The organism is Kitasatospora sp. NPDC092286, from assembly GCF_044755565.1.
Classification (GTDB): domain Bacteria; phylum Actinomycetota; class Actinomycetes; order Streptomycetales; family Streptomycetaceae; genus Kitasatospora.
Genome location: NZ_JBIVRD010000001.1, coordinates 384,090 through 406,261, shown reverse-complemented (window position 1 = coordinate 406,261; position 22,172 = coordinate 384,090). Strand labels below are relative to the sequence as shown.

Sequence of the window (22,172 nt, the reverse complement as noted above, 5' to 3'; positions counted from 1 at the left end):
GCAGCCAGGGCCCCGTCATACGGATAACCGTACAGACTTCGGCACCCGGATCATCGTTCCAGATGATGAGGTCCGACATGCAGAGGTGAAGGACACGATTTGAGACCATGTCTTCTGTGAGCTACCCCTACGAAGCACCCCAGTCCCAGTCGCTCTTCGACCGCGCCTCGATCGTCACGCCCGGCGGCGTCAACTCGCCGGTGCGCGCCTTCCGCGCGGTCGGCGGTACGCCGCGCTTCATGGTGTCCGGCACCGGCCCCTACCTCACCGACGCCGACGGCCGCGAGTACGTCGACCTGGTGTGCTCGTGGGGCCCGATGATCCTCGGCCACGCGCACCCCGCGGTGATCGACGCCGTCCAGCGGGCCGTCTCGCGCGGCACCTCCTTCGGCACGCCCGGTCAGGGCGAGGTCGAGCTGGCCGAGGAGATCGTCGCCCGGATCGCCCCGGTCGAGCAGGTCCGCCTGGTCTCCTCCGGCACCGAGGCCACCATGTCGGCGATCCGGCTGGCCCGCGGCTTCACCGGCCGGGCCAAGGTCGTGAAGTTCGCCGGCTGCTACCACGGCCATGTGGACGCGCTGCTGGCCGCCGCCGGTTCCGGGGTCGCGACCTTCGGTCTGCCGGACACCCCGGGCGTCACCGGCGCCCAGGCCGGGGACACCATCGTGCTGCCCTACAACGACCTGGCCGCCGTCGAGCAGGCGTTCAAGGCGCACCCGGGCGAGATCGCCTGCGTGATCACCGAGGCCTCGCCCGGCAACATGGGCGTCGTCCCGCCGCTGCCCGGCTTCAACGGCGGTCTGGCCCGGCTCTGCCGGGAGAACGGCGCGCTGTTCATCTCGGACGAGGTGATGACCGGCTTCCGCGTCTCCAGGGCCGGCTGGTACGGCCTGGAGGCGGCGAACGAGGGCTGGGCGCCGGACCTGCTGACCTTCGGCAAGGTGATGGGCGGCGGCTTCCCGGCGGCGGCCTTCGGCGGCCGGGAGGACGTGATGGCGCACCTGGCCCCGGTCGGCCCGGTCTACCAGGCGGGCACCCTCTCCGGGAACCCGGTCGCCACCGCCGCCGGCCTGGCCCAGCTGCGCGGCTGCACCGACGAGGTGTACGCCACGGTGGACCGGGTCGCCGCCGAGGTCTCCACCCTGGTGTCCGACGCGCTGGCCAAGGAGGGCGTGGCACACCGGCTGCAGACCGCCGGGAACATGTTCTCGGTGTTCTTCACCGAGGCCGCCGTCACCGACTACGACGAGGCGAAGACCCAGCAGGCGTACCGTTTCACCGCCTTCTTCCACGCGATGCTCGCCCAGGGCGTCTACCTGCCGCCGTCCGCCTTCGAATCCTGGTTCGTCTCGGCGGCCCACGACGAGCGGGCGATCGAGCGGATCGCCGCCGCCCTGCCGGCGGCCGCCCGCGCCGCCGCCGAGGCCACGGCCTAGCCCGTACACCCCACGAAGCCCAGGAGAACCCAGAAGTGAGCGCCAAAGAGATCACCGTCGTCCATCTGATGCGGCACGGTGAGGTGCACAACCCGGAGGGCATCCTGTACGGCCGCCTGCCGGGCTACCACCTGTCCGAGCTCGGCCGGCAGATGGCCGACCGGGTCGCCGAGGACCTGGCCGGCCGGGACATCACCCATGTGGTGGCGTCCCCGCTGGAGCGGGCGCAGGAGACCGCCGAGCCGATCGCCAAGTCGCACGGCCTGGACATCGCGGTGGACGAGCGGCTGATCGAGGCGGGCAACATCTTCGAGGGCAAGACCTTCGGGGTGGGTGACGGCTCGCTGCGGAACCCGGCCTACTGGAAGTACCTGACCAACCCGTTCAAGCCGTCCTGGGGCGAGCCCTACCTCGACCAGGTGGTGCGGATGATGGGCGCGCTGGGCGCCGCCCGGGACGCCGCGCGCGGGCACGAGGCGGTCTGCGTCAGCCACCAGCTGCCGGTCTGGATCGTCCGCTCCTTCGTGGAGCGCCGCCGGCTCTGGCACGACCCGCGCCGCCGCCAGTGCTCGCTGGCCTCGCTGACCAGCTTCACCTTCGAGGGCGACAGGATCGTCTCGGTCGGCTACCGCGAGCCGGCCCGCGACCTGCTGCCCGCGCACCTGATCGGCAAGGGCGGCAAGGACAAGCCGGTGGGTAAGAGCTTCGGGGCCTGACCGCCACCGAATGGTCTGGTCCAGGTGCAGGTCAGAGGGGGTTCGACACGGAATGTCGGACCCCCCCGAACCTGCCCGGGCCTCCATGCGAAACTTTTCACATGTCTGGCATGACGCGCCCCCGTCCCCGTCTCGCCGCCGCGGCCTCCGCCACCGCGGCCGCCGCCGCGCTCGTCCTCACCGGCTGTTCCTCGTCGGGTTCGTCGGCCGGCGGTGACGGCCAGGTCGGCTTCGTGACGGCCAAGGGGACCAACATCTCCAAGGCCGCGCTCGGCCACCGCCAGGACGCGCCGGACATCTCCGGCAACACGCTGGAGGGCACCCCGACCAAGCTCTCCGACTACCGCGGCAAGGTCGTCGTCCTCAACGTCTGGGGCTCCTGGTGCGGTCCGTGCCGGAGCGAGGCGGACGACCTGGAACGGGTCTGGCAGAAGTACAAGGACCAGGACGTCCAGTTCCTCGGCATCAACACCCGGGACAGCGATGTCTCCAACGCCATCCGCTTCGAACAGGAGAAGGGCGTCACCTTCCCGAGCATCTACGACCCCGCCGGGGCCCAGTTGCTCAAGTTCCCCAAGGGCAGCCTCAACTCGCAGTCCATTCCGACCACCATCGTGGTCGACCGCGACGGCGGGCTCGCCGCCCGGGCCGTCGGCGGCCAGACCGACGACGCCCTGGAGTCGATGCTGCAGCCGGTGGTCGCGGAGCCGAAGCGGTGAGCGCGTCGCTGCAGCTCGCCGACAACATCGGGACCATCCAGAGCGGAGCGCTGCTGGTGGCCGCGCCGATCGCGCTGCTGGCGGGCCTGGTCTCGTTCTTCTCGCCCTGCGTGCTGCCGCTCGTCCCCGGCTACCTCTCGTACGTGACCGGATTCTCCGCCGCCGACCTCGCGGACGCGCGCGGGACCAGGCGCGGCCGGATGCTGCTCGGGGCCCTGCTGTTCATCCTGGGCTTCACCGCGGTCTTCGTCTCCGGCGGGGCGCTGTTCGGCCAGTTCGGTGACACGCTGAAGGAGCACCAGCAGGTCATCAACAGGGTGCTCGGCGTGGTGACGATCGTCATGGGGCTGGCCTTCATGGGGCTGGTGCCCGGCCTGAGCATGCGCGAGGTGCGCTCGCACCGCCGTCCGGTGATCGGTCTGCTCGGCGCGCCGCTGCTCGGCGTGGTCTTCGGGGTCGGCTGGACGCCGTGCATGGGGCCGACCCTGGGGGCCGTGACGAACCTGGCGCTCAACCAGGCCGACGCCCAGCGCGGCGCCCTGCTGATGTTCTTCTACTGCATGGGCCTCGGCGTACCGTTCATCGTGGCCGCGGTGGCCTTCCGCCGGGCGCTGGGCGCCTTCGGCTGGGTCAAGCGGCACTACCCGCTCGTCATGCGGATCGGCGGCGGCATGCTCGTCGCGGTCGGTCTGCTGCTCGTCACCGGCGTCTGGGACTCGATGGTGAACGACCTGCAGACCCAGTTCGGCGACTTCCAGATCGGAATCTGACCCGTGAGCAAGACCGCGACCGATACCGAGCAGGTGTCCTCGCCCAGTACGGAGGACGCCGCCGAGCGGCTGACCACCGCCCCGGTCGAGTCGGACGGCCCGACCGGAATCGGGGTACTCGGCTGGCTGCGCTGGATGTGGCGCCAGCTGACCTCGATGCGGGTCGCGCTGATCCTGCTCTTCCTGCTCTCGCTGGCCGCCATCCCGGGTTCGCTGATCCCGCAGAACGGCCAGAACCAGTTCAAGGTCGAGGCCTGGAAGGCTCAGCACACCACGGTCGCACCGGTCTACGAGAAGCTCCAGCTGTTCGACGTCTACAGCTCGGTCTGGTTCTCGGCGATCTACATCCTGCTGTTCGTCTCGCTGGCCGGCTGCATCGTCCCGCGCACCTGGCAGTTCGTCGGCGTGCTGCGGGCCCAGCCGCCCGCCGCCCCCCGCGTCCTGACCCGGATGCCGGTCTACGCGGCCTGGCGCACCGAGGCGGACGCCGGGACGGTGAACGCCGCCGCGCACCGGCTGCTCCGCAAGCGCCGCTTCCGCGCCGGCCTGGCGGGTGGCTCGGTGGCCGCCGAGAAGGGGTACCTGCGCGAGGTCGGCAACCTGGTCTTCCACCTGTCGCTCTTCGCGCTGCTGGGCGGTTTCGCCTGGGCGAGCCTGGCCAGCGGCACCGGTGGCAAGCTGATGGTCGCCGGCGAGGGTTACGCCAACACCATCACCCAGCTGGACGACTTCACCGGCTCCCCGTTCTACACCACCGACGACATCGACCCGTTCTACCTCAAGCTGAACGGCTTCACCGCCCGCTTCCAGACGAGCGGCGACCAGATCGGCAGCGCCCGGCAGTTCACCGCGAACGTCGAGTACTACGAGGGCAGCGACGCGTCGAAGCTGACCCAGGGCAAGATCGAGGTCAACCACCCGCTGGAGATCGGCGACAGCAAGGTCTATCTGATCGGCCACGGCTACGCCCCGGTGATCACCGTGAAGAACGCGGCCGGCGAGGTGGTCTACACCGGCGCCACGCCGTTCCTGCCGCAGGACGCCAACCTGACCTCCACCGGTGTCATCAAGGTCTCCGACTACGGCGAGAAGGACGGCGAGAAGACCCAGCTGGGCTTCTCCGGCTTCTTCCTGCCGACCGCCCCGGTGGCCTTCGACAAGAACACCGGTCCGCGCTCGCTCTTCCCGGGCGACGCGGACCCGGCGCTGGTGCTCAACGCCTTCGCGGGCGACCTCGGCACCGACTCCGGTCTGCCGCAGAACGTCTACCAGCTCAACACCAAGAACCTGAAGCAGCTCCAGCAGGAGGGCGAGCCCGCCAAGGCCCGGCTCAAGCCCGGTCAGGGCTGGACCCTGCCGGACGGCTACGGCACCGTCACCTTCGACGGCTACAAGGAGTGGGCCAGCTTCAGCGTCTCGCACCGTCCGGGCAACTCGGTCGCCCTGGCCGGCGGTGTGCTGGCGATCCTCGGCCTGATCGGCTCGCTGTTCGTGCAGCGCCGCCGGATCTGGGTGCGGGCCGTGGCCCTGCCCGGCGGCGGCACCCTGGTCGAGCTGGCCGGGCTGGCCCGCAGCGAGTCGGCGAAGATCGCCGAGGAGCTGGCCGAACTCGCGGTGGACCTCCAGGACGACGCGCCCGCGTCGGACGACCCGGACGACGATCCCACGGACGACGCGCCGGACGACGCCCCCGCGACCGATGACCCCGAGGCGGAGGGGGAGCCCGCAGCCGCCCCGGACGCGCCCTCGGACCCCGCTGTCCCTGCCGACCAGAACTCCAAGGAGTAGACGGTGCACCTCGCCTCGGCGGTCGACCCAAGCCTGGCCGACCTCTCCAACAAGCTGATCTATTCGGCCATGGCCGTCTACCTGATCGCCATGTTCTGCTACATGTTCGAGTGGACCTTCGGCAGCAAGGGTGCCGTCGCCGTCCGCTCGGTCGAGCAGGCGGGCGGCCTGGCCGAGACCGTGGCCGAGGCCAGGGCCAAGGCCGCCAAGAAGGTCACCGTCACGGTCGCCTCGGCCGGCGGCGGTACCACCACGCTGACCCGTACCGCCCTGGCGGGCGAGGGCGCGACGGTGGTCACCAGCGGTCGCGGCGAGGAGGAGCAGGACGGCCCGGGCGCCGCCGGCAACAGCGAGAAGGCGGACCTCTCCGGCCGCATCGCCGTCTCGCTCACGGTCCTCGGCGCGCTGCTGCACGCGGGTGGCGTGCTCACCCGCGGCCTCTCGGTGTCCCGCTGGCCGTGGGGCAACATGTACGAGTTCTCCTGCGCCTTCGCGCTCTCCATGACGGTCGCCTACCTCGGGCTGCTGGCCGCCAGGAAGAAGGCCCGCTGGCTCGGCCTGCCGGTCACCCTGGCCGTCGTGCTCACCCTCGGTATCGCCGTCTCGGTGCTGTACACCGAATCCGAGCAGCTCGTTCCGGCCCTGCACTCGTACTGGCTGGCGATCCACGTCTCGACCGCGATCGTCTGCGGCGGCGCCATGTACGCGGCCTTCATCGGCACCCTGCTGTACCTGGGCAAGGACTCCTTCGACAAGCGCATGGCCGCCGGTCTCACCACCGGCCCGCTCGGCACCTCGGCGTCCATCTGGCGCCGGCTGCCCGCCGCGTCGTCGCTGGACAAGTTCTCGTACCGGATCAACGCGATGGTCTTCCCGCTCTGGACCTTCACCATCATCGCGGGCGCGATCTGGGCCGAGGCGGCCTGGGGCAAGTACTGGGAGTGGGACCCGAAGGAGACCTGGTCGTTCATCACCTGGGTCGCCTACGCGTGCTACCTGCACGCCCGGGCCACCGCCGGGTGGAAGGGGCGCAAGGCCGCCTACCTGGCGGTCCTGGCCTTCGCCTGCTACCTGTTCAACTACTACGGGGTGAACATCTTCGTCACCGGAAAGCACTCGTACGCCGGGATCTGACCAGGAAAGACCACCCACCGGCCCGGCGCTCCGAAGAACGGAAGCCGGGCCGAGGTGCGACGGGGGTAGTTCGTGCCGGCCACCGGTGCCGGCACGGGGAGGAACGAGGAGGAAATCGCGCAATGGAGTGCGACGAGGTCATGCTGACCGTCCGAATCACCGCCGCCGAGCGAATGCTGCTCCGCCGGCTTGCCCAGGGGCACCGCAGCGATGTCTCGGAGGTCGTGGCCGACGGCCTGCTGGACATCATTCCCACGCTCAGCTCGCACACGGACGCCTACCGGCTGCTGGGGGCCCTCACGGCTCCGGCGCCCTGCGCGCTGACGGTCTGGCTGCCGACGCCGCTCGCCGACCTGCTGGTGCCGGGGGCGGCCCGGATCGCGCAGGTGACCGAGGTGCGGATCGGGTCGGCCAGTGCCATGCTGGGCGCCGCGCTGCGGCTCTGGCTGGCCCAGGACCCGAGCCGGCTGGCCGCCAACCTCAGCGTGATGCACGCGGGGCGGCCGTCCGCGCTGGTCGCGGCCTGACCCCGGCCGCGGTCACCGGGTCAGCCGGCGAGCGGCAGGCCCGGGCCGCGGCCGGGCCCGGCGGGGGCGTCCCCGAAGGCGTCGAAGGCGTCCCGCCGGTCCGGCCCGCCGGCCGGTGCGCCGGCCGGCTCGGTGAGCAGCCGGCACTCGGCCGCTGTCCGGCCGTCCTGCACCAGCAGCACCCGCACCGGCACCCGGCGCCCGCCCTGCCCGTCCTGGCCGCCCTGCCCGCGCTCGCGGACGGCCCGGACCAGGCAGGGCCGGTCCAGCTCGATGAAACGACTGAACGACGAGACCAGCTCGACCGGCACCACCGGCTCGGGGTGCCGCAGCCGCTGGGCGGCCTGCCGGGCGGCCTCCAGCACGAGCATGCCGGGCACGTGGTCCAGCGTGTGGTCGAACAGCACCGGGTGGCCGGCGTCGGTGCGCAGCAGCCAGCTGCCGGGCAGCGGGGACGGGCTGAGCACCACGTCGGCGGCCTGCTCGCGGCCTACCAGCCCGGGCGCGGTGGGCGTGCCAGGCCGCACCGGCGTGGCGGTCCGTCGTCCGGACCCGCGGAGCCGGGTGTACGAGGCGGGGGAGATCACCCGCAGCTGGCCGGAGCCGTGGCCGACCGGGCGGCCGTCCCGCTCGATCTCGGCGTGCACCCGCAGCGAGGCCAGCCGGCCGTGCCGCATCCGGACGTCCTGGCAGGCCACCCGGAGCATCAGCGAGGCGGGCCCGGCAGTGACGGCGAGGCCGTCGAGGCCGGCCGGGCCGAGCGCGTAGCAGAGTTCGTCCATCGCGAAGTGGTGGCCGCGCGGGACGCCGAAGCCGGCGTGGCCGATCAGCAGTCCGGCCTGGCGGACGGTCTCGGCCATCAGTACCGGGTCGTGGTGCCGGTCGCCGGGCAGCCGGTAGAAGCCGTGCAGCCGGGGCCACTGGGCGCCGAGCAGGAAGTCGTACGGGCCGGTGGCCTGCCAGCCGGTGATGAACACCTCGGACACCGAGGACCGGTGCACCAGGTGGCGGGAGACGGTCCGCTCGTGGAAGTCGTAGCCGGGGCCGAAGTGCGGATACGGACCATGGGCGCCCGGTTCTTCGATCAATGGCATGACTGGCCCCACTTCCGGGTGTCGGTCGACCGGCCACGGCGGGCGGCCCAGAGAAAACATACAGACCACCCGGTTTGTACTCCACGTGCGGGGTCGCCCCTGCCGGACGCCCGGCGTGATCACGGTACCCGGCCGCTGGTCTGCGGGAATGTCCGGGCGGGTGGTGGCGGACCTCGGGCGGGGGTCGGCACCCGCTGGACGGTGGGGGCCGCCGAGGCGGTAGATTAGATACCAACCATGCGGTTTCGGGCCGTGCCGTCCGCATGCGAGGCGTCGCACCACCGACGACGGCGCCCTGACAGCAGCCGCGCGAGCCGGGATCTCGCGCGGGCGGAGGCCGGAGGGGCCCAGTGGTCAAGCAGGAACGTGCGGGGCGGACCAGGCAGGCCGTCCTGCTCGCCGCGGCGGACACCTTCGCGGACGCGGGCTTCGAGGCGGCCAGCCTGGTCGACATCAGCCGCCGGGCCGGCGTCAGCAAGGGCGCGCTCTACTTCCACTTCGTCTCCAAGCAGGCGCTCGCCGACGGCGTCCGCGCGGCGGCCGGGCGCGAGATCGGCTCCGCCGCGCTCCGGGCGCTGCGCTGCGGCGGCCCCGCCCTCCAGGGCCTGATCGACTTCTCGCACGAGCTGGCCCGCCTGCTGCGCGAGGACGTGGTGGTGCGGGCCGGTGTCCAGCTCGGCCAGGGCGGCCAGGAGGCCCGCCGGGGCGGTGGGCCGGCCGGCACCGCGGCCACCTGGCGCAGCCTGACCGCCGTGGTCCGGCGGCTGCTGGACCGGGCCGAGGCGACCGGTGAGCTGCGCCCCGGAGTGGACCGTCGGCAGGCCGCCGAGCTGCTCACCACCCTGGCGGCCGGCCTGGTGCTGCTCTCCGCCGAGGACGCGGACCGGCTGGGACCGGAGGCGGTGCGCGGCCTCTGGGCCGCGGCCCTGCCGGCCCTGGTGCCGGGGGAGCGCTGCGCCGCGTACCGCACCTGACCCGGTCCGCCCGGCCGGTGCGGGGGGTGTACGGAACCGCCGACGGGCCGTTCAGGAACCGCTCAAGGCCTGCCCGTGGGCGGCTCAGGAACGCCCCGGCACCCGCTCGGCGACGCTCAGCCGGGCGAGCGCGTGCGGCTGGACCAGCCCCGGCAGGATCAGCGTCCACAGGTCGGCCATCCGCTGGACCAGGTCCTGGCGGCCGGTCAGCACCTGCGAGCTGAGCTGGATTCCGGTGACCGCGCCCGTGATCACCCCGGCCGCGGCCGCCACGTCCAGGCCCGGGTGCAGGTCGCCCGCCTCCCGGGCGCGTTCCAGCAGCCCACGGGTCACGTCCGACCAGCCCTGGTAGGTGTCGGCCTGCGGCTGGGTGAAGCTGCCGTGCTCGATGGTCAGCCGGATGCTGCCGCGCACCATGGGATCGTCCAGCAGGGCGTGGGCGAAGGCGTAGCCGAGGTCGATCAGCGTCTGGACGGGGCTGTCGGAGGTCGGCCGCCAGGTGGAGAGCCAGGCGCCCTGCCCCTCGATGACGGCGAGTGCCAGCTCCTCCTTGGAGCGGAAGTGGAAGTACAGGGCGCCCTTGGTGACGCCGGCCCGCTCCAGGATCTCGGACATGGTGGCGGCGGCGTAGCCGCGTTCGTCGAACACCTCGGCCGCCGCGAGGAGTACCGCCTGGCGGGTCGCCAGCGCACGGGCCTGCCTGGCCATCGCAGCCTCCCTGGATAGTTCTGGTCCTCGGCAGCGGCCGATCCTATGGGGGCCGACGGCGCTGCGGGCCGCATACCGTCCAGTAGGTATTCTACCGAGCCGCCCGGGGCCCGATCGTGCGTGCGCGGCGGCGGGAGGCCGGGCCGGCGCGGGCCGGAACGCCGACGGCCGGCCACCCGGGTGGGGTGGCCGGCCGCCGGAACGGGTCCGGGGTCCGCGGCTCAGGCGGCCTGCTGCCAGCTGACCGGGGAGTAGTACGCCGGGCGGCGCTCCAGGCGCTGCCAGCTGGCGATCGGCTCGACCGGCGCGACGGCGGCCGCGGCCTGCTGGGCGGCGGCACGGGCCATCAGCACGGCGGTCAGGGCGGCGAGTTCCTCGGCGTCGAGCGAGCCGCGGACGATACGGACGAGAGGTTCGGCGGAAGCGGTCATGATCTGGTTTCTCCCCCGGTGGCTGCGTGGTGTGGTGTGGGGTGGCGCCTGGTGTCGCGTCAGCGAGGTGCGCGGTGCTACATCGGCGGGTTGCCGTGCTTGCGGCTGGGCAGATCGGCGTGCTTGGTGCGGAGCATGGCCAGTGCCGAGGCGAGGACCTGACGCGTCTCGGCGGGGTCGATGACGTCGTCCACGAGGCCGCGTTCGGCCGCGTAGTACGGGTGCATCAGCTCGCTCTTGTATTCCTTGATCTTCTGGGCGCGGGTCGCGTCCGGGTCCTCGGCACCGTTGATGTCACGGCGGAAGATGACGTTGGCCGCGCCCTCGGCGCCCATGACGGCGATCTCGTTGGTGGGCCAGGCGTAGGACAGGTCCGCGCCGATGGAGCGGGAGTCCATGACGATGTAGGCGCCGCCGTAGGCCTTGCGCAGGATCAGCTGGATGCGCGGCACGGTGGCGTTGCAGTAGGCGTAGAGCAGCTTGGCGCCGTGGCGGATGATGCCGTCGTGCTCCTGGTCGACGCCGGGCAGGAAGCCGGGGACGTCGAGCATGGTGACCAGCGGGATGTTGAAGGCGTCGCACATCTGCACGAAGCGGGCGGCCTTCTCGCTGGCGTTGATGTCGAGCACGCCGGCCAGCGACTGCGGCTGGTTGGCGATGATGCCGGTGACGTGGCCGTCGATCCGGGTGAGGACGCACAGCACGTTGGTGGCCCAGCGCTCGTGGACCTCCAGGTACTCGCCGTGGTCGACGATCTCCTCGATGACCTTGCGCATGTCGTACGGGCGGTTTCCGTCGGCGGGCACGAGGTCGAGCAGGACGTCGTTGCGGCGGTCCACGGGGTCGTCGCCGGCGACCGGCGGGGGCATCTCGCGGTTGTTCTGGGGGAGCAGCGAGAGGAGGTAACGGACCTCCTCGATGCAGGACTGCTCGTCGTCGTAGGCGAAGTGCGAGACGCCGGAGGTGGAGGAGTGGACGTCGGCGCCGCCGAGGCCGTTCTGGGTGATCTTCTCGCCGGTGACGGCCTGCACGACGTCGGGGCCCGTGATGAACATCTGGGAGGTCTCGCGGACCATGAAGACGAAGTCGGTCAGGGCCGGGGAGTAGGCGGCGCCGCCGGCGCAGGGGCCGAGCATCACGGAGATCTGCGGGATGACGCCGGAGGCCTTGGTGTTGCGCTGGAAGATGCCGCCGTAGCCGGCGAGGGCGGTGACGCCCTCCTGGATACGGGCGCCGGCGCCGTCGTTCAGCGAGACCAGGGGTGCGCCGGCCGCGATGGCCATGTCCATGATCTTGTGGATCTTCTGCGCGTGGGCCTCGCCCAGCGCTCCGCCGAAGATCCGGAAGTCGTGCGCGTAGGTGAAGACCGTCCGGCCGTGCACGGTGCCCCAGCCGACGATGACGCCGTCGGTGTGTGGCTTCTTGGCCTCCAGGCCGAAGCCGGTGGCGCGGTGCCGGCGCAGCTGCTCGACCTCGTGGAAGGAGCCCTCGTCGAGCAGCAGGTCGATGCGCTCGCGGGCGGTCAGCTTGCCCTTGGCGTGCTGGGCCGCGGTGGCCTTCTCGCCCGGGCCCTGGCGGACCTGGTTGCGCAGTTCGTGCAGCTCGGCGACCCGCCCGTGGGCGTCGGCCGGGATCTCGGGGACCTCGTCACCGATCGGCGCCTCATGCACAACCGTCATCTCGAACCACTCCAAGGGTGAGGGAACTGTCCGACAGCCAACGTCTGCTGTGCCCCCGGCTGCGAATCACTTCTTCACTTATGACTGTACGAGGGGCCGCACGCTGGTTTCGGCGTCGATTCCGTACAAGGTCGCGTCCGTTTAGATGTCAGGGCTGGACAGAAACCGAGCCGCTCCGTCCTGTGCGCTCGGTGTCTGTTCGAATACCGGGGGTTGTCGCCAAGATGGTCATCGGATGATCTGAGCATGAAGAAACATGCAGGTCAGGGCTGTCAATCACTACGGTAGCGGACCGTTTTGGAGGATTGCTCAAGGCCTGATAAAGCCGATCGGGGCATGGTGGCGGGAAGCGATCTGCCGCCCGGCAGTCGTAGGGATGCGCCAAAAACACCGCAGCCCACCCGCATGTTCCCGGGTGGGCTGTTTGAGGGAGTCGCCTCAGCTCTTGCGGCCGTCTTCCGGCTCGTCCTTGCCCCGCAGCTCCTCCTCGCGGCGGCGCAGATCCGCCTCCCACTGCTTGAGCATGTCCTCGTGCTGCTTGTTGTCCTTCTTCAACGACGCCAGGAACTCCGGGTCGTCGTCCGGCGCGAGCGGGCGGCCGCCGCGCGGGCGGTCGTACTCCGGGTAGCCGGCGGTGGACCCGGCCGTCGCCGTCCGTAGTCCGTCGCGCCGCTTTCCGGCCACCAGCCAGGCGATGGAGCCGACCAGCGGGAAGAGCAGCACGATGATGACCCAGACCACCTTGGGCAGGTGTTTCACCTCGTCCTCGGGGGTGGTCAGGCAGTCGATGAAGGCCCACACCCAGAGGGCGAGCGGGAGCACGAAGGTCAGAATCCTCAGCACGGCGGCGATCTCCCCCGGCGACGGCGGTTGGGCGGGACTTCTCAGGGGCCCTTGACCGGGCCAGGCTATCGGGTGGCGGATACTGGCTGGCATGGCATACGACGATCTCCGCTCGTTTCTGCGGGCCCTCGACCGCGAAGGCGACCTCAAGCGCATCAAGGCCGAGGTGGACCCCCACCTGGAGATCGGCGAGATCGTCGACCGGGTGCAGAAGGCCAAGGGCCCCGCGCTGCTGTTCGAAAACGTCAAGGGCTCCTCGATGCCGCTGGCGATGAACGTCTTCGGCACCGAGCGCCGGCTCGCCAAGGCGCTCGGCCTCAAGGGCCCGGAGGACATCTCCGAGAAGATCGCCGGTCTGCTGAAGCCCGAGCTGCCGCACGGCTTCACCGGGTTCCGGGACGCCTTCGGCAAGCTCGCCTCGATGGCCCATGTGCCGCCGCGGAAGGTCAAGCCGGGCGAGGCCGCGGTCCAGGAGGTCGTGCTCACCGGCGACGACGTCAACCTGGACGAGCTGCCCGCGCTGTTCACCTGGCCGCTGGACGGCGGCTCCTTCTTCAACCTGGGCCTGACCCACACCAAGGACCCGGACACCGGCATCCGCAACCTCGGCCTCTACCGGCTCCAGCGGCACGACCGGCGCACCATCGGCATGCACTGGCAGATCCACAAGGACAGCCGCAACCACTACGCGGTGGCCGCCAGGCGCGGTGAGCGGCTGCCGGTCGCGATCGCCTTCGGCTGCCCGCCGGCCGTCACCTACGCGGCCACCGCGCCGCTGCCGGGCGACATCGACGAGTACCTGTTCGCGGGCTTCGTCGCGGGCGAGCGGGTGAAGATGGTCGACTGCAAGACCGTTCCGCTGCAGGTCCCGGCCGACGCCGAGGTGGTGCTGGAGGGCTGGCTGGAGCCCGGCGAGATGCTGCCCGAGGGCCCGTTCGGCGACCACACCGGCTTCTACACCCCGCAGGAGCCGTTCCCGGCCCTGACGATCGACTGTGTGACGATGCGCCGCCGGCCGATCCTGCAGTCCATCGTGGTCGGCCGCCCGCCGACCGAGGACGGGCCGCTGGGCAAGTTCACCGAGCGCTTCTTCCTGCCGCTGCTGAAGATCATCATCCCGGACATCGTCGACTACGACCTGCCCGAGGCAGGCGGCTTCCACAACTGCGTGATCGTCTCGATCGACAAGAAGTACCCCAAGCACGCCCAGAAGACGATGCACGCGATCTGGGGCGCCCACATGATGTCGCTGACCAAGCTGATCATCGTGGTGGACTCCGACTGTGATGTGCACGACTACCAGGAAGTGGCCTGGCGGGCCTTCGGCAACGTCGACTACAGCCGGGACCTCACCGTGGTCGAAGGCCCGGTCGACCATCTCGACCACGCCTCCTACCAGCAGTTCTGGGGCGGCAAGGCGGGCATCGACGCGACCCGCAAGCTGCCGGAGGAGGGCTACACCCGGGACGGCGGCTGGCCGGAGATGGTCAGCTCCGACCCGGCCACCGCCGCCCTGATCGACCGCCGCTGGAAGGAGTACGGGCTGTGAGCACGGCTGCCGCCCTCCCCGAGGTCCCGCCGGGCAAGGTCAAGGCGTTCCTGCGCCTGGTGATGATCGAGCACTCGGTCTTCGCGCTGCCCTTCGCCTACATCGCCGCGCTGACCGCGATGTTCCTCGCCGACCGGCGGGTGCACTGGGGCGAGCTGTTCGTCGTCACCGTCTGCATGGTCGGCCTGCGGACCTTCGCGATGGCCGCCAACCGGATCATCGACCGCGAGATAGACGCCCGGAACCCGCGCACGGCCGGCCGCGAACTGGTCACCGGCGCGGTGTCGCTGAAGACCGCGTACGTCGGCTCGGCGGTCGCGCTGGTCGTCTTCCTCGGCGCGGCCGCCCTGCTCAACCCGCTCTGCCTGGCGCTCGCCCCGGTCGCGGTCGTCCCGATGGTCGTCTACCCCTACGGCAAGCGGTTCACCGACTTCCCGCAGGCCATCCTCGGCCTCGCCCAGGCGATGGGGCCGGTCGGCGCCTGGCTCGCGGTGACCGGCAGCTGGTCCTGGGACGCGGTGGTGCTCGGCCTCGCCGTCGGCATCTGGATCGGCGGCTTCGACCTGATCTACGCCTGCCAGGACGTCGCCTCCGACCGGGCCGGCAACGTCCGTTCCGTCCCGGCCCGCTTCGGCGTCCCGGCGGCGATCCGGGGCGCGCGGGTCTGCCACGTGATCACGACGGCGCTGCTCGTCTGGTTCGCGGTGCTGACCCACGCGGGCCCGGCGTTCTGGCTCGGCCTGGTGGTCGTCGCGGGAGCGTTCGTCTACGAGCACACCATCGTGAAGCCGAACGACCTGTCGCGGCTGAACCGGGCGTTCTTCCAGACGAACGGCTTCGTCGGCATCTCGCTGTTCTTCTTCGCCCTGGTGGACCTGGTCATCCGCGGCCTGGGCGGGTGACCGCGCCCTGGCCGCCGCTCCCCTCGGCGAGGGTGTGCGCGACCAGGGCGTTGGCATGGCCGTGGCCCAGGCCGTGCACGGCCTTGAGCCAGGAGACCAGCTCCATGTGCCTGGTCAGGGGCGAGGAGTGGATCAGGTCCTTCCACTCCGCGATCGGACGGCCGTACTTCTTCTCGATCGAGGGGAAGTAGCTGGCGGGGCCCTTCACGGCTTCGGTCATGTCGATCGGTGTCCCATCGGTTCGTACGACTGTTGTCAGTTGGACCGGCGGCCGGGCGGGAACTCATCGGTCCGGTGAGGGTGATTCAGGTCACAGGCCGATCCCGGAGTGAGGGGAACGCGCGAATGGGCGGATCCGAGGTGGCCGCCGACTGGCGGGCCGACCGGATCGGCAGCGCGCTGCGGGGCGACGACCCCACCGTCCTGCGGCGGGCCGCCGTCAGTCGAGTGACAGGGCGTCGCCCACGCTGAGGCGGCCGGGGGAGGCGACCTCGGCGAGGGCGTCGAGGCGGTTGTCGTGGGCCTGGGCGATGGCCTTGAGGATCTCCGGGGCGTGCGGGAGGCCGGGCTGGGCGGCGGTGGTCATGACGCAGCGCTCGCTGCTGCGGACGAAGCCGAGCCGGACGCCCGAGCCGCCGCGGCCCTCGCGGCCGAACCAGGCGTCCTCGACGAACGGCGGGGTGCCGGGCGGGGTGCGCAACAGGATGTTGGGGCGGAAGCGCCGTTCGTCGACCACGGCGTACGGGACGGCCTCCCGTACCCAGTCCAGGGTGGCGGTGGTGAGCACGCTGACCGGGAGCTGGTCGAAGTGGGAGACGGCGTCCTCGCGGGCGAGCTCGACGTCCGGGCGTTGCAGGTAGGCGCGGAGGAAGGCGGTGGTGTCGGCGACCGGCCGGCCGAGCGGGTCGAACAGCTCGGGGCCGTCGAGCCGGTGCCCGAGCCGGGAGGAGAGGCGGAGCAGGCCGTCCATCCGGCGGAAGCGCCGGGTGTTCTTGCCGGAGCCGAGTTTGCCGGCGCTGTCGCGCACGGCGTAGAGACGGTCGCCGGCCAGGCCGCGCTCGTCCACCTCGACGGAGTCGAGCCGCTCGCCGCCGGTGGACTTCACGGGGTAGCGCCAGAGCCGCTCGATCACTCCGATGATCTCTGCCATGGCCGGAAAGCGTAGCGGCGCCCGACGGGGATGGTCTAGACCAAGGTGCCCGTTCCGGCCGCGCCCGCTCACCCGAGCCGGGCCACCGCCCGCACCGGCGCGCCGTCGGCGGCCACCAGCCGGAGCGGGAACAGCGAGATCTCCACCGGCCGGCCGGCCTCCTGGGCGTCCAGCAGCGCCCGCAGATCGGTCAGGTTCTCGGCGATCACACCGCCGCCGGGTGCCCCGAGCAGCACCCGGTGGGCGGCCAGGGTCGGCTCCTCGGCGCCCGCCGTCCGGTCGTGCTCGTCGGTGAGGTCGGCGAGCAGGGCGGCCACCGCCGGGTCGCCGGGGCCCGGATCGGGGGTGGGGTCCACGCTGAGCGCGTCTAGGCCGACCGTCCGTACCCCGGCGGCGACGATCGCCTCGGCGGCCGCCGCGGTCAGGTGCGGATGGGCGAGGTAGGCGTCGGTGCCCCAGTGCCGGGCCCAGCCGGTGGCCAGCAGCAGCACGACACCCTCTCCGGCGGCCGCGGCCCGCTCCAGCGCGGGGCCGAGCAGCTCGGGCGTCACCGGTGTCCGGGGCGGCAGGCCGCGCAGGTCGGCGACCACCGCCGGGCCGGTGAACAGCTCCAGCGGCAGGCCGTCCAGGGTGGGCCAGGTGACGTCCACGTGGTACGGCGCGTCCACATGGGTACCGGACTGCGAGCCGAGGTGCAGGGCCAGCACGTTCACCCCGGCGGTGGCGGTGGTGAGGGCGGGCTCCAGGGCGACCGCCGGATCGCCGGGGTAGACCGGCATCGCGGTGGTCACCTGATGGGTGAGGTCGACGAGGGTCGCTGCCATGGCGCCCATCCTCGCAGGGCCGTGTCCGGATGGAGCCGCTCCGGGTGGGGCCGTATAGAAATGGGCCATGGGAACAGCGAAACAGCCGGTGCGTCAGCCATGGGTGGTCGGGGTCTCGGGCGCGTCCGGGACGCCGTACGCCGCCTCCGTGATCCGGGCGCTGCTCGCCGCCGGGGAGGCGGTGGACCTGGTGGTCAGCCGCGCGGCCCGGCTCACCATCCTGGACGAGACCGGCATCTCCTTCCGCGACGCGCACTGGCGCGAGGACCTCGCGCGGTGGCTGGGCACGGACGACCTCGACGACGTCCGCTACTGGCCGGCCGGGGACTTCGCGGCCGGCCCGTCCAGCGGCTCGTACCCGGCCAAGGGCATGCTGGTCGTCCCCGCGACCACCGGGGCGGTGGCCGGGATCGCGCTCGGGCTGAGCAAGGACCTGCTGCAGCGGGTCGCCAGCGTCACCCTGAAGGAGCGCCGCCCGCTGGTGGTGTGCGTCCGGGAGACGCCGCTCAACGGGGTGACGCTGAAGCATCTGGTGGAACTGGACGCGCAGGGCGCCGTCGTGCTCCCCGCCTCGCCGGGCTTCTACGCCGGCGGCTCCACCGTCCGTGAGCTGGTCGACTTCGTCGCCGGCCGGGTGCTGGACGCCGTCGGCGTGCCGCACTCGCTGTACCTCCGCTGGGAGGGCGAGTTGGGCGCTGCGGCCCGCCGGGACGGCCGCGACGCGTGAGGGGGAGTGGGGAGCCCGGTGACGGGAGAGTATGTTCTCTGCGATATCCGGGTTGGTCCGCGCATAGCGCCTTGGAATCCGGATAATGATCTGTGGGTCTGGCGAGGTTCGGAAGGACGCGGACGGTATATGGACACGGTGGACAGACAGCTCATTCAGGCGCTCCGGGAGAACGGCCGTGCGTCCTACGCCGAGCTGGGCCGACTGGTGGGCCTCTCCGGCCCGAGCGTGACGGACCGGATCAACCGGCTGGAACAGGCCGGTGTCATCACCGGCTACCGCGCGACGGTCAACCCGGCCTCGCTCGGTTTCGGCGTCACGGCCCTGATCGGCCTTCAACTCACCGACGCGGCCGACCACGAGGACGTCGCGCACCGGCTGAAGGACCTCGGCGAGGTCGAGGACTGCTGGTTCATCGCCGGGGACGACTCGTACATGCTCAAGGTCCGGGTCCCCGACGTGGAGGGCCTGGAGTCGGTGGTGAAGCGGATCTCCGGGACGAAGGGCGTGGCCCGTACCCGCACCACCGTCGTACTCTCCACCAAGTGGGAGAACCGGGTGAGCGAACTCCCCCTGGTCGAAGGAGAGTAACGGCGATGGCACTGGTCGGCCTGGAGGAGCTGCGCGCGGCCCAGCGGCGGATCGCGGGGGTGGCGGTGCGCACCCCGCTGGTCCCCGCCCCCTGGGCGGGCGACGGCGAGCGCCGGCTCTGGCTCAAGCCGGAGAACCTCCAGCCGACCGGCGCCTTCAAGGCCCGGGGCGCCTACAACCGCCTCGCCGCGCTCACCGGGGACGAACGGGCCCGCGGCGTGGTCGCCCAGTCCAGCGGCAACCACGCGCAGGCGGTGGCGTACGCGGCGGGGCTGCTCGGGATCAAGGCCGTGATCGTCATGCCGGACACCTCGCCCGCCGTCAAGGTCGACGGCACCCGCTCGTTCGGCGCCGAGGTGGTCCTGGTGTCGCCCGAGGAACGCGACACGGTGCCCGCCGAACTGGCCGAGCGGCACGGCTACGTCTGGGTGCCGCCGTACGACGACCCGTTCATCATCGCGGGCCAGGGCACGGTCGGCCTGGAGATCGCCGAGGACGCCCCGGCCGAGCTGGACACCGTGCTGGTGCCGGTCAGCGGCGGCGGCCTGATCTCCGGGACGGCGGCCGCGCTCAAGCTCACCCGCCCGGGCGTCCGGATCGTCGGGGTCGAGCCGGAGCTGGCCGCCGACGCCCAGGCCAGCTTCCGGGCCGGCCGACGGCTCAGCTGGCCGGTCGCCGACACCTACCGGACCATCGCGGACGGCCTGCGCACCCCCTCGGTCGGGGAGCTGCCGTTCGAACACCTCACCGCGTACGTGGACGACATCGTCACCGTCACCGAGGACGAGATCCGCGCCACCGTCGCCCTGCTGGCCCGGCGCGGCCGGCTGGTCGCCGAGCCGTCCGGAGCCGTCGCCCCGGCCGCGTACTTCCACCGCGCCGACGCCGTCGGCGGACGAATGGTGGCGGCCGTGGTCAGCGGTGGCAACATCGAACCGGTACTGCTCGCCGAGCTGCTGTCGGCATAGGCGTACGCTCGTTCCGGCAAGGAATCGAAGTCGGAGGAGGCGGGGCACCGCATGGACGCAGGGCTCAAGCGCGAGCTGGAGGCGAAGGTCTACGCGGGTGAGCGGCTGACCCGCGAGGACGGGATCGCGCTCTACGAGAGCGACGACCTGGCCTGGCTGGGCGGGCTGGCCCACCACGTGCGGACGCGGAAGAACGGCGACGTCGTCCACTTCAACGTCAACCGCCACCTCAACATGACCAACGTGTGCAACGCGTCCTGCGCGTACTGCTCGTTCCAGCGCAAGCCGGGTGAGAAGGACGCGTACACGATGCGCATCGAGGAGGCCGTCCGGCTGGCCAAGGCGATGGAGGTCGACTCCCTCACCGAGCTGCACATCGTGAACGGCCTGCACCCGACCCTGCCGTGGCGCTACTACCCGCGCTCGCTGCGGGAGCTGAAGGCGGCCCTGCCGAACGTCTCGCTGAAGGCCTTCACCGCCACCGAGATCCACTGGTTCGAGAAGATCAGCGGCCTGCCCGCCGACGAGATCATGGACGAGCTGATCGACGCCGGTCTGGAGTCGCTGACCGGCGGCGGCGCGGAGATCTTCGACTGGGAGGTCCGCCAGCACATCGTCGACCACGACACCCACTGGGAGGACTGGTCGCGGATCCACCGCCTCGCCCACAGCAAGGGCCTCAAGACGCCCGCCACCATGCTGTACGGGCACATCGAGGAGCCCCGCCACCGGGTGGACCACGTGCTGCGGCTGCGCGAGCTCCAGGACGAGACCGGCGGCTTCCAGGTCTTCATCCCGCTCCGTTACCAGCACGACTTCCACGACTCCAAGGACGGCGTCGTGCGCAACAAGCTGATGGCCCGGACCGAGATGGCGACCGGCGCCGAGGCGCTCAAGACCTTCGCGGTCTCCCGGCTGCTCTTCGACAACGTCCCGCACGTCAAGGTCTTCTGGGTGATGCACGGCGTCACCACCGCCCAGCTGGCGCTCAGCCACGGCGCGGACGACATGGACGGCTCGGTGGTCGAGTACAAGATCACCCACGACGCGGACAACTTCGGCACCCCGAACAAGCTCGGCCGCGACGACCTGCTCGACCTGATCCGGGACGCCGGCTTCCGCCCGGTGGAGCGCAACACCCGCTACGAGATCATCCGCGAGTACGACGGCCCCGACCTGACGCGTCGCGAGACCCCGCAGGCGATGCGCCTCTGACGATCCGCCTCTGACCAGCGGTTCTCCGCCTCCCGAGCCCCGCACCGGGCTCGGGAGGCGTTTTCTTCACCGGGCTCGTACAGCGCCCCGGGTTTCCTATCGGCCCCCTCGTTTGGCAGGATCGGCCGCATGTCCGGTTCTCATCGCGCCACCGCGTACCCCCCGTACGAGCCGATGCCCGAGCCGGCGTACGGGGCGCCGCAGCAGTTCTCCGGGGTGTACCGGCAGCCGGTCCACCCGGACCACGGCACGCCCCGGCCGGCCGGTGAGTACGGTGTCCACACGGCCGGGGCCTACGACGCGTACCCGGCCCACGAGGACTACGAGGCGTACGACCAGCCGTTCGAGCCCGTCCACACCGAGCCCGTCCACACCGAGCCCGTCCACACCGAGGCCGGCACGGTACCCGGACAGGCCGGACCGGTCGCGGACACCGCGCCCGCCGCCGTGCCGGTGGAGCCCAGGGCGGCCCGCGGCCACCGGCGCAAGCCCAAGAAGAAGCGCCACGGCCGGGCCGTGACCGCCGGTACCGCGCTGCTGCTCGCGGCCGCCGCCGGCTGGTACACCGTCGGCCAGGACTCCGCCCAGCCCGGCGTGACCAGCGCCGACGGCCCCGGCCCCGACGGCGTCGCCGCCCCCGACCAGCCCTCCCCGGCCGCCGTCCCCGGCGCCCAGCCCGCCGCCGACCGGCACACCGGGGCACCGGCCGTCACCCGCAGCGAGGCCCGGACGGACGGCTCGGTCGCCGCGATACCCGGCGTCGGTGCCACCTTCACGGCCCGGATACCCGCCGAGACCACCCAGGTCGTGCTCGCCTCCGGCCAGGGCCGGGACGCCAACAAGACCACCGTGACGCTCTGGACCCGCACCCCCGAGGGCCGCTGGCTGGCCGGCGAGAGCTGGCAGGGCCACAACGCCAACAAGGGCTGGACCACCGACCACAACGAGGGCGACCTGCGCAGCCCGATCGGCGTCTTCTCGCTCACCGACGCGGGCGGTCGCAACGCCGACCCGGGCAGCAGGCTCCCGTACGACAAGGACCCCAACTTCGTGGTCTCCGGGCGGGGCTTCGCCGGCGAGCCGCTGGCCGGCTCCTTCGACTACGTCGTCGCGATCAACTACAACCGGGTGCCCGGCAACTCGCCGCTCGACCCGCGCCGTCCCAGCGGCTCCACCAAGGGCGGCGGGATCTGGATCCACGTCGACCACGGCGGCCCCACCCACGGCTGCGTCTCCGTCCCCGAGGACAAGATGGCCGAGCTGCTGCGCACCCTCGATCCGGCGGCCCGTCCGGTGATCGTGATGGGTGACGCGGCCTCGCTGGCCGTCTGACCCGCTCCCGGCCGGGGGACGTGGCCCCAGTCCCCCCAACGGTCCTTGTTGGCCTCCTACAGGTTCCGGGGGCGGATCCTGTAGCCGGTCGCGCC

At 71.7% G+C, this 22,172-nt stretch carries 23 protein-coding genes; 15 read left to right on the top strand and 8 right to left on the bottom strand.

What is annotated here, in order from left to right; genetic code table 11:
* Window positions 1–107 precede the first annotated feature (107 nt).
* From hemL to ACIQIB_RS01925, 7 genes are all read left to right on the top strand, one after another.
* Window positions 108–1,436, top strand: coding sequence for a glutamate-1-semialdehyde 2,1-aminomutase (hemL, locus tag ACIQIB_RS01955; protein WP_400756225.1), 1,329 nt, complete (start codon window positions 108–110; stop codon window positions 1,434–1,436).
* Window positions 1,437–1,504: 68 nt separating this feature from the next.
* A complete protein-coding gene (locus tag ACIQIB_RS01950) occupies window positions 1,505–2,152 on the top strand; it encodes a histidine phosphatase family protein (RefSeq protein WP_363606060.1) in 648 nt (215 codons plus the stop codon).
* Between the two features lie 110 nt (window positions 2,153–2,262).
* Window positions 2,263–2,871: a TlpA disulfide reductase family protein gene (locus tag ACIQIB_RS01945; RefSeq protein WP_363605960.1), complete on the top strand. Its 609-nt coding sequence runs from the start codon at window positions 2,263–2,265 to the stop codon at window positions 2,869–2,871.
* Complete coding sequence (locus ACIQIB_RS01940; protein ID WP_363605959.1) at window positions 2,868–3,641, top strand: cytochrome c biogenesis protein CcdA; 774 nt, start codon at window positions 2,868–2,870, stop codon at window positions 3,639–3,641. The genes ACIQIB_RS01945 and ACIQIB_RS01940 overlap by 4 nt, the downstream gene beginning before the upstream one ends.
* 3 nt (window positions 3,642–3,644) lie before the next feature.
* On the top strand, window positions 3,645–5,429 hold the full coding sequence (locus ACIQIB_RS01935; protein WP_400756223.1) for a cytochrome c biogenesis protein ResB: 1,785 nt from the start codon (window positions 3,645–3,647) through the stop codon (window positions 5,427–5,429).
* Between the two features lie 3 nt (window positions 5,430–5,432).
* A complete protein-coding gene (ccsB, locus tag ACIQIB_RS01930) occupies window positions 5,433–6,563 on the top strand; it encodes a c-type cytochrome biogenesis protein CcsB (protein ID WP_363605956.1) in 1,131 nt (376 codons plus the stop codon).
* 122 nt (window positions 6,564–6,685) lie between these two features.
* On the top strand, window positions 6,686–7,090 hold the full coding sequence (locus tag ACIQIB_RS01925) for a hypothetical protein (protein WP_363605955.1): 405 nt from the start codon (window positions 6,686–6,688) through the stop codon (window positions 7,088–7,090).
* Between the two features lie 20 nt (window positions 7,091–7,110).
* Here ACIQIB_RS01925 and ACIQIB_RS01920 read toward each other — a convergent pair whose 3' ends face one another.
* The gene (locus ACIQIB_RS01920) at window positions 7,111–8,184 is read right to left on the bottom strand and encodes a ScbA/BarX family gamma-butyrolactone biosynthesis protein (protein WP_363605953.1); all 1,074 of its coding nucleotides are present in this window, start codon (window positions 8,182–8,184) and stop codon (window positions 7,111–7,113) included.
* A 350-nt stretch (window positions 8,185–8,534) separates the two neighbouring features.
* Here ACIQIB_RS01920 and ACIQIB_RS01915 point away from each other — a divergent pair, with 350 nt between their 5' ends.
* Window positions 8,535–9,158, top strand: coding sequence for a ScbR family autoregulator-binding transcription factor (locus ACIQIB_RS01915; protein WP_400654417.1), 624 nt, complete (start codon window positions 8,535–8,537; stop codon window positions 9,156–9,158).
* Window positions 9,159–9,242: 84 nt separating this feature from the next.
* On the opposite strand, the gene ACIQIB_RS01910 is transcribed toward ACIQIB_RS01915, so the two are convergent.
* The 4 genes from ACIQIB_RS01910 to ACIQIB_RS01895 all read right to left on the bottom strand — a co-directional run bounded on the left by ACIQIB_RS01910 (window position 9,243) and on the right by ACIQIB_RS01895 (window position 12,819).
* Window positions 9,243–9,866 carry a ScbR family autoregulator-binding transcription factor gene (locus ACIQIB_RS01910; protein WP_400756222.1) on the bottom strand — a complete coding sequence of 208 codons (624 nt, stop codon included), beginning with the start codon at window positions 9,864–9,866 and terminating at the stop codon, window positions 9,243–9,245.
* 221 nt (window positions 9,867–10,087) lie between these two features.
* Window positions 10,088–10,297, bottom strand: coding sequence for an acyl-CoA carboxylase subunit epsilon (locus ACIQIB_RS01905; protein ID WP_363605950.1), 210 nt, complete (start codon window positions 10,295–10,297; stop codon window positions 10,088–10,090).
* A 77-nt stretch (window positions 10,298–10,374) separates the two neighbouring features.
* A complete protein-coding gene (locus ACIQIB_RS01900) occupies window positions 10,375–11,976 on the bottom strand; it encodes an acyl-CoA carboxylase subunit beta (protein WP_363605948.1) in 1,602 nt (533 codons plus the stop codon).
* 438 nt (window positions 11,977–12,414) lie between these two features.
* Window positions 12,415–12,819, bottom strand: coding sequence for a PLD nuclease N-terminal domain-containing protein (locus tag ACIQIB_RS01895; RefSeq protein ID WP_400756220.1), 405 nt, complete (start codon window positions 12,817–12,819; stop codon window positions 12,415–12,417).
* A 91-nt stretch (window positions 12,820–12,910) separates the two neighbouring features.
* Between ACIQIB_RS01895 and ACIQIB_RS01890 the strand changes: the two genes are divergently transcribed.
* Window positions 12,911–14,368, top strand: coding sequence for a menaquinone biosynthesis decarboxylase (locus ACIQIB_RS01890; RefSeq protein WP_400756219.1), 1,458 nt, complete (start codon window positions 12,911–12,913; stop codon window positions 14,366–14,368).
* A complete protein-coding gene (gene mqnP / locus ACIQIB_RS01885) occupies window positions 14,365–15,270 on the top strand; it encodes a menaquinone biosynthesis prenyltransferase MqnP (protein ID WP_363605944.1) in 906 nt (301 codons plus the stop codon). The genes ACIQIB_RS01890 and mqnP overlap by 4 nt, the downstream gene beginning before the upstream one ends.
* Here mqnP and ACIQIB_RS01880 read toward each other — a convergent pair.
* The 3 genes from ACIQIB_RS01880 to ACIQIB_RS01870 all read right to left on the bottom strand — a co-directional run bounded on the left by ACIQIB_RS01880 (window position 15,248) and on the right by ACIQIB_RS01870 (window position 17,244).
* Complete coding sequence (locus tag ACIQIB_RS01880) at window positions 15,248–15,490, bottom strand: DUF4287 domain-containing protein (protein ID WP_363605943.1); 243 nt, start codon at window positions 15,488–15,490, stop codon at window positions 15,248–15,250. The two genes, mqnP and ACIQIB_RS01880, sit on opposite strands and share 23 nt — an antisense overlap.
* A gap of 219 nt (window positions 15,491–15,709) precedes the next feature.
* A complete protein-coding gene (locus tag ACIQIB_RS01875) occupies window positions 15,710–16,420 on the bottom strand; it encodes an MOSC domain-containing protein (RefSeq protein ID WP_363605942.1) in 711 nt (236 codons plus the stop codon).
* 68 nt (window positions 16,421–16,488) lie between these two features.
* Window positions 16,489–17,244 carry a cyclase family protein gene (locus tag ACIQIB_RS01870; protein ID WP_363605941.1) on the bottom strand — a complete coding sequence of 252 codons (756 nt, stop codon included), beginning with the start codon at window positions 17,242–17,244 and terminating at the stop codon, window positions 16,489–16,491.
* Window positions 17,245–17,311: 67 nt separating this feature from the next.
* Here ACIQIB_RS01870 and ACIQIB_RS01865 point away from each other — a divergent pair, with 67 nt between their 5' ends.
* From ACIQIB_RS01865 to ACIQIB_RS01845, 5 genes are all read left to right on the top strand, one after another.
* Window positions 17,312–17,971, top strand: a complete 660-nt coding sequence (locus ACIQIB_RS01865) for a UbiX family flavin prenyltransferase (protein ID WP_400756218.1) — start codon at window positions 17,312–17,314, stop codon at window positions 17,969–17,971.
* Window positions 17,972–18,100: 129 nt separating this feature from the next.
* Window positions 18,101–18,562, top strand: coding sequence for an Lrp/AsnC family transcriptional regulator (locus tag ACIQIB_RS01860; protein ID WP_363605937.1), 462 nt, complete (start codon window positions 18,101–18,103; stop codon window positions 18,560–18,562).
* A gap of 5 nt (window positions 18,563–18,567) precedes the next feature.
* Entirely contained in the window at window positions 18,568–19,530 is a 963-nt protein-coding gene (locus tag ACIQIB_RS01855) for a threonine/serine dehydratase (RefSeq protein ID WP_363605935.1), read from the top strand.
* 51 nt (window positions 19,531–19,581) lie between these two features.
* Window positions 19,582–20,745, top strand: coding sequence for an aminofutalosine synthase MqnE (mqnE, locus tag ACIQIB_RS01850; RefSeq protein ID WP_363605933.1), 1,164 nt, complete (start codon window positions 19,582–19,584; stop codon window positions 20,743–20,745).
* A gap of 129 nt (window positions 20,746–20,874) precedes the next feature.
* Complete coding sequence (locus ACIQIB_RS01845) at window positions 20,875–22,077, top strand: L,D-transpeptidase family protein (protein WP_400756216.1); 1,203 nt, start codon at window positions 20,875–20,877, stop codon at window positions 22,075–22,077.
* The last annotated feature ends 95 nt before the right edge of the window (window positions 22,078–22,172 follow it).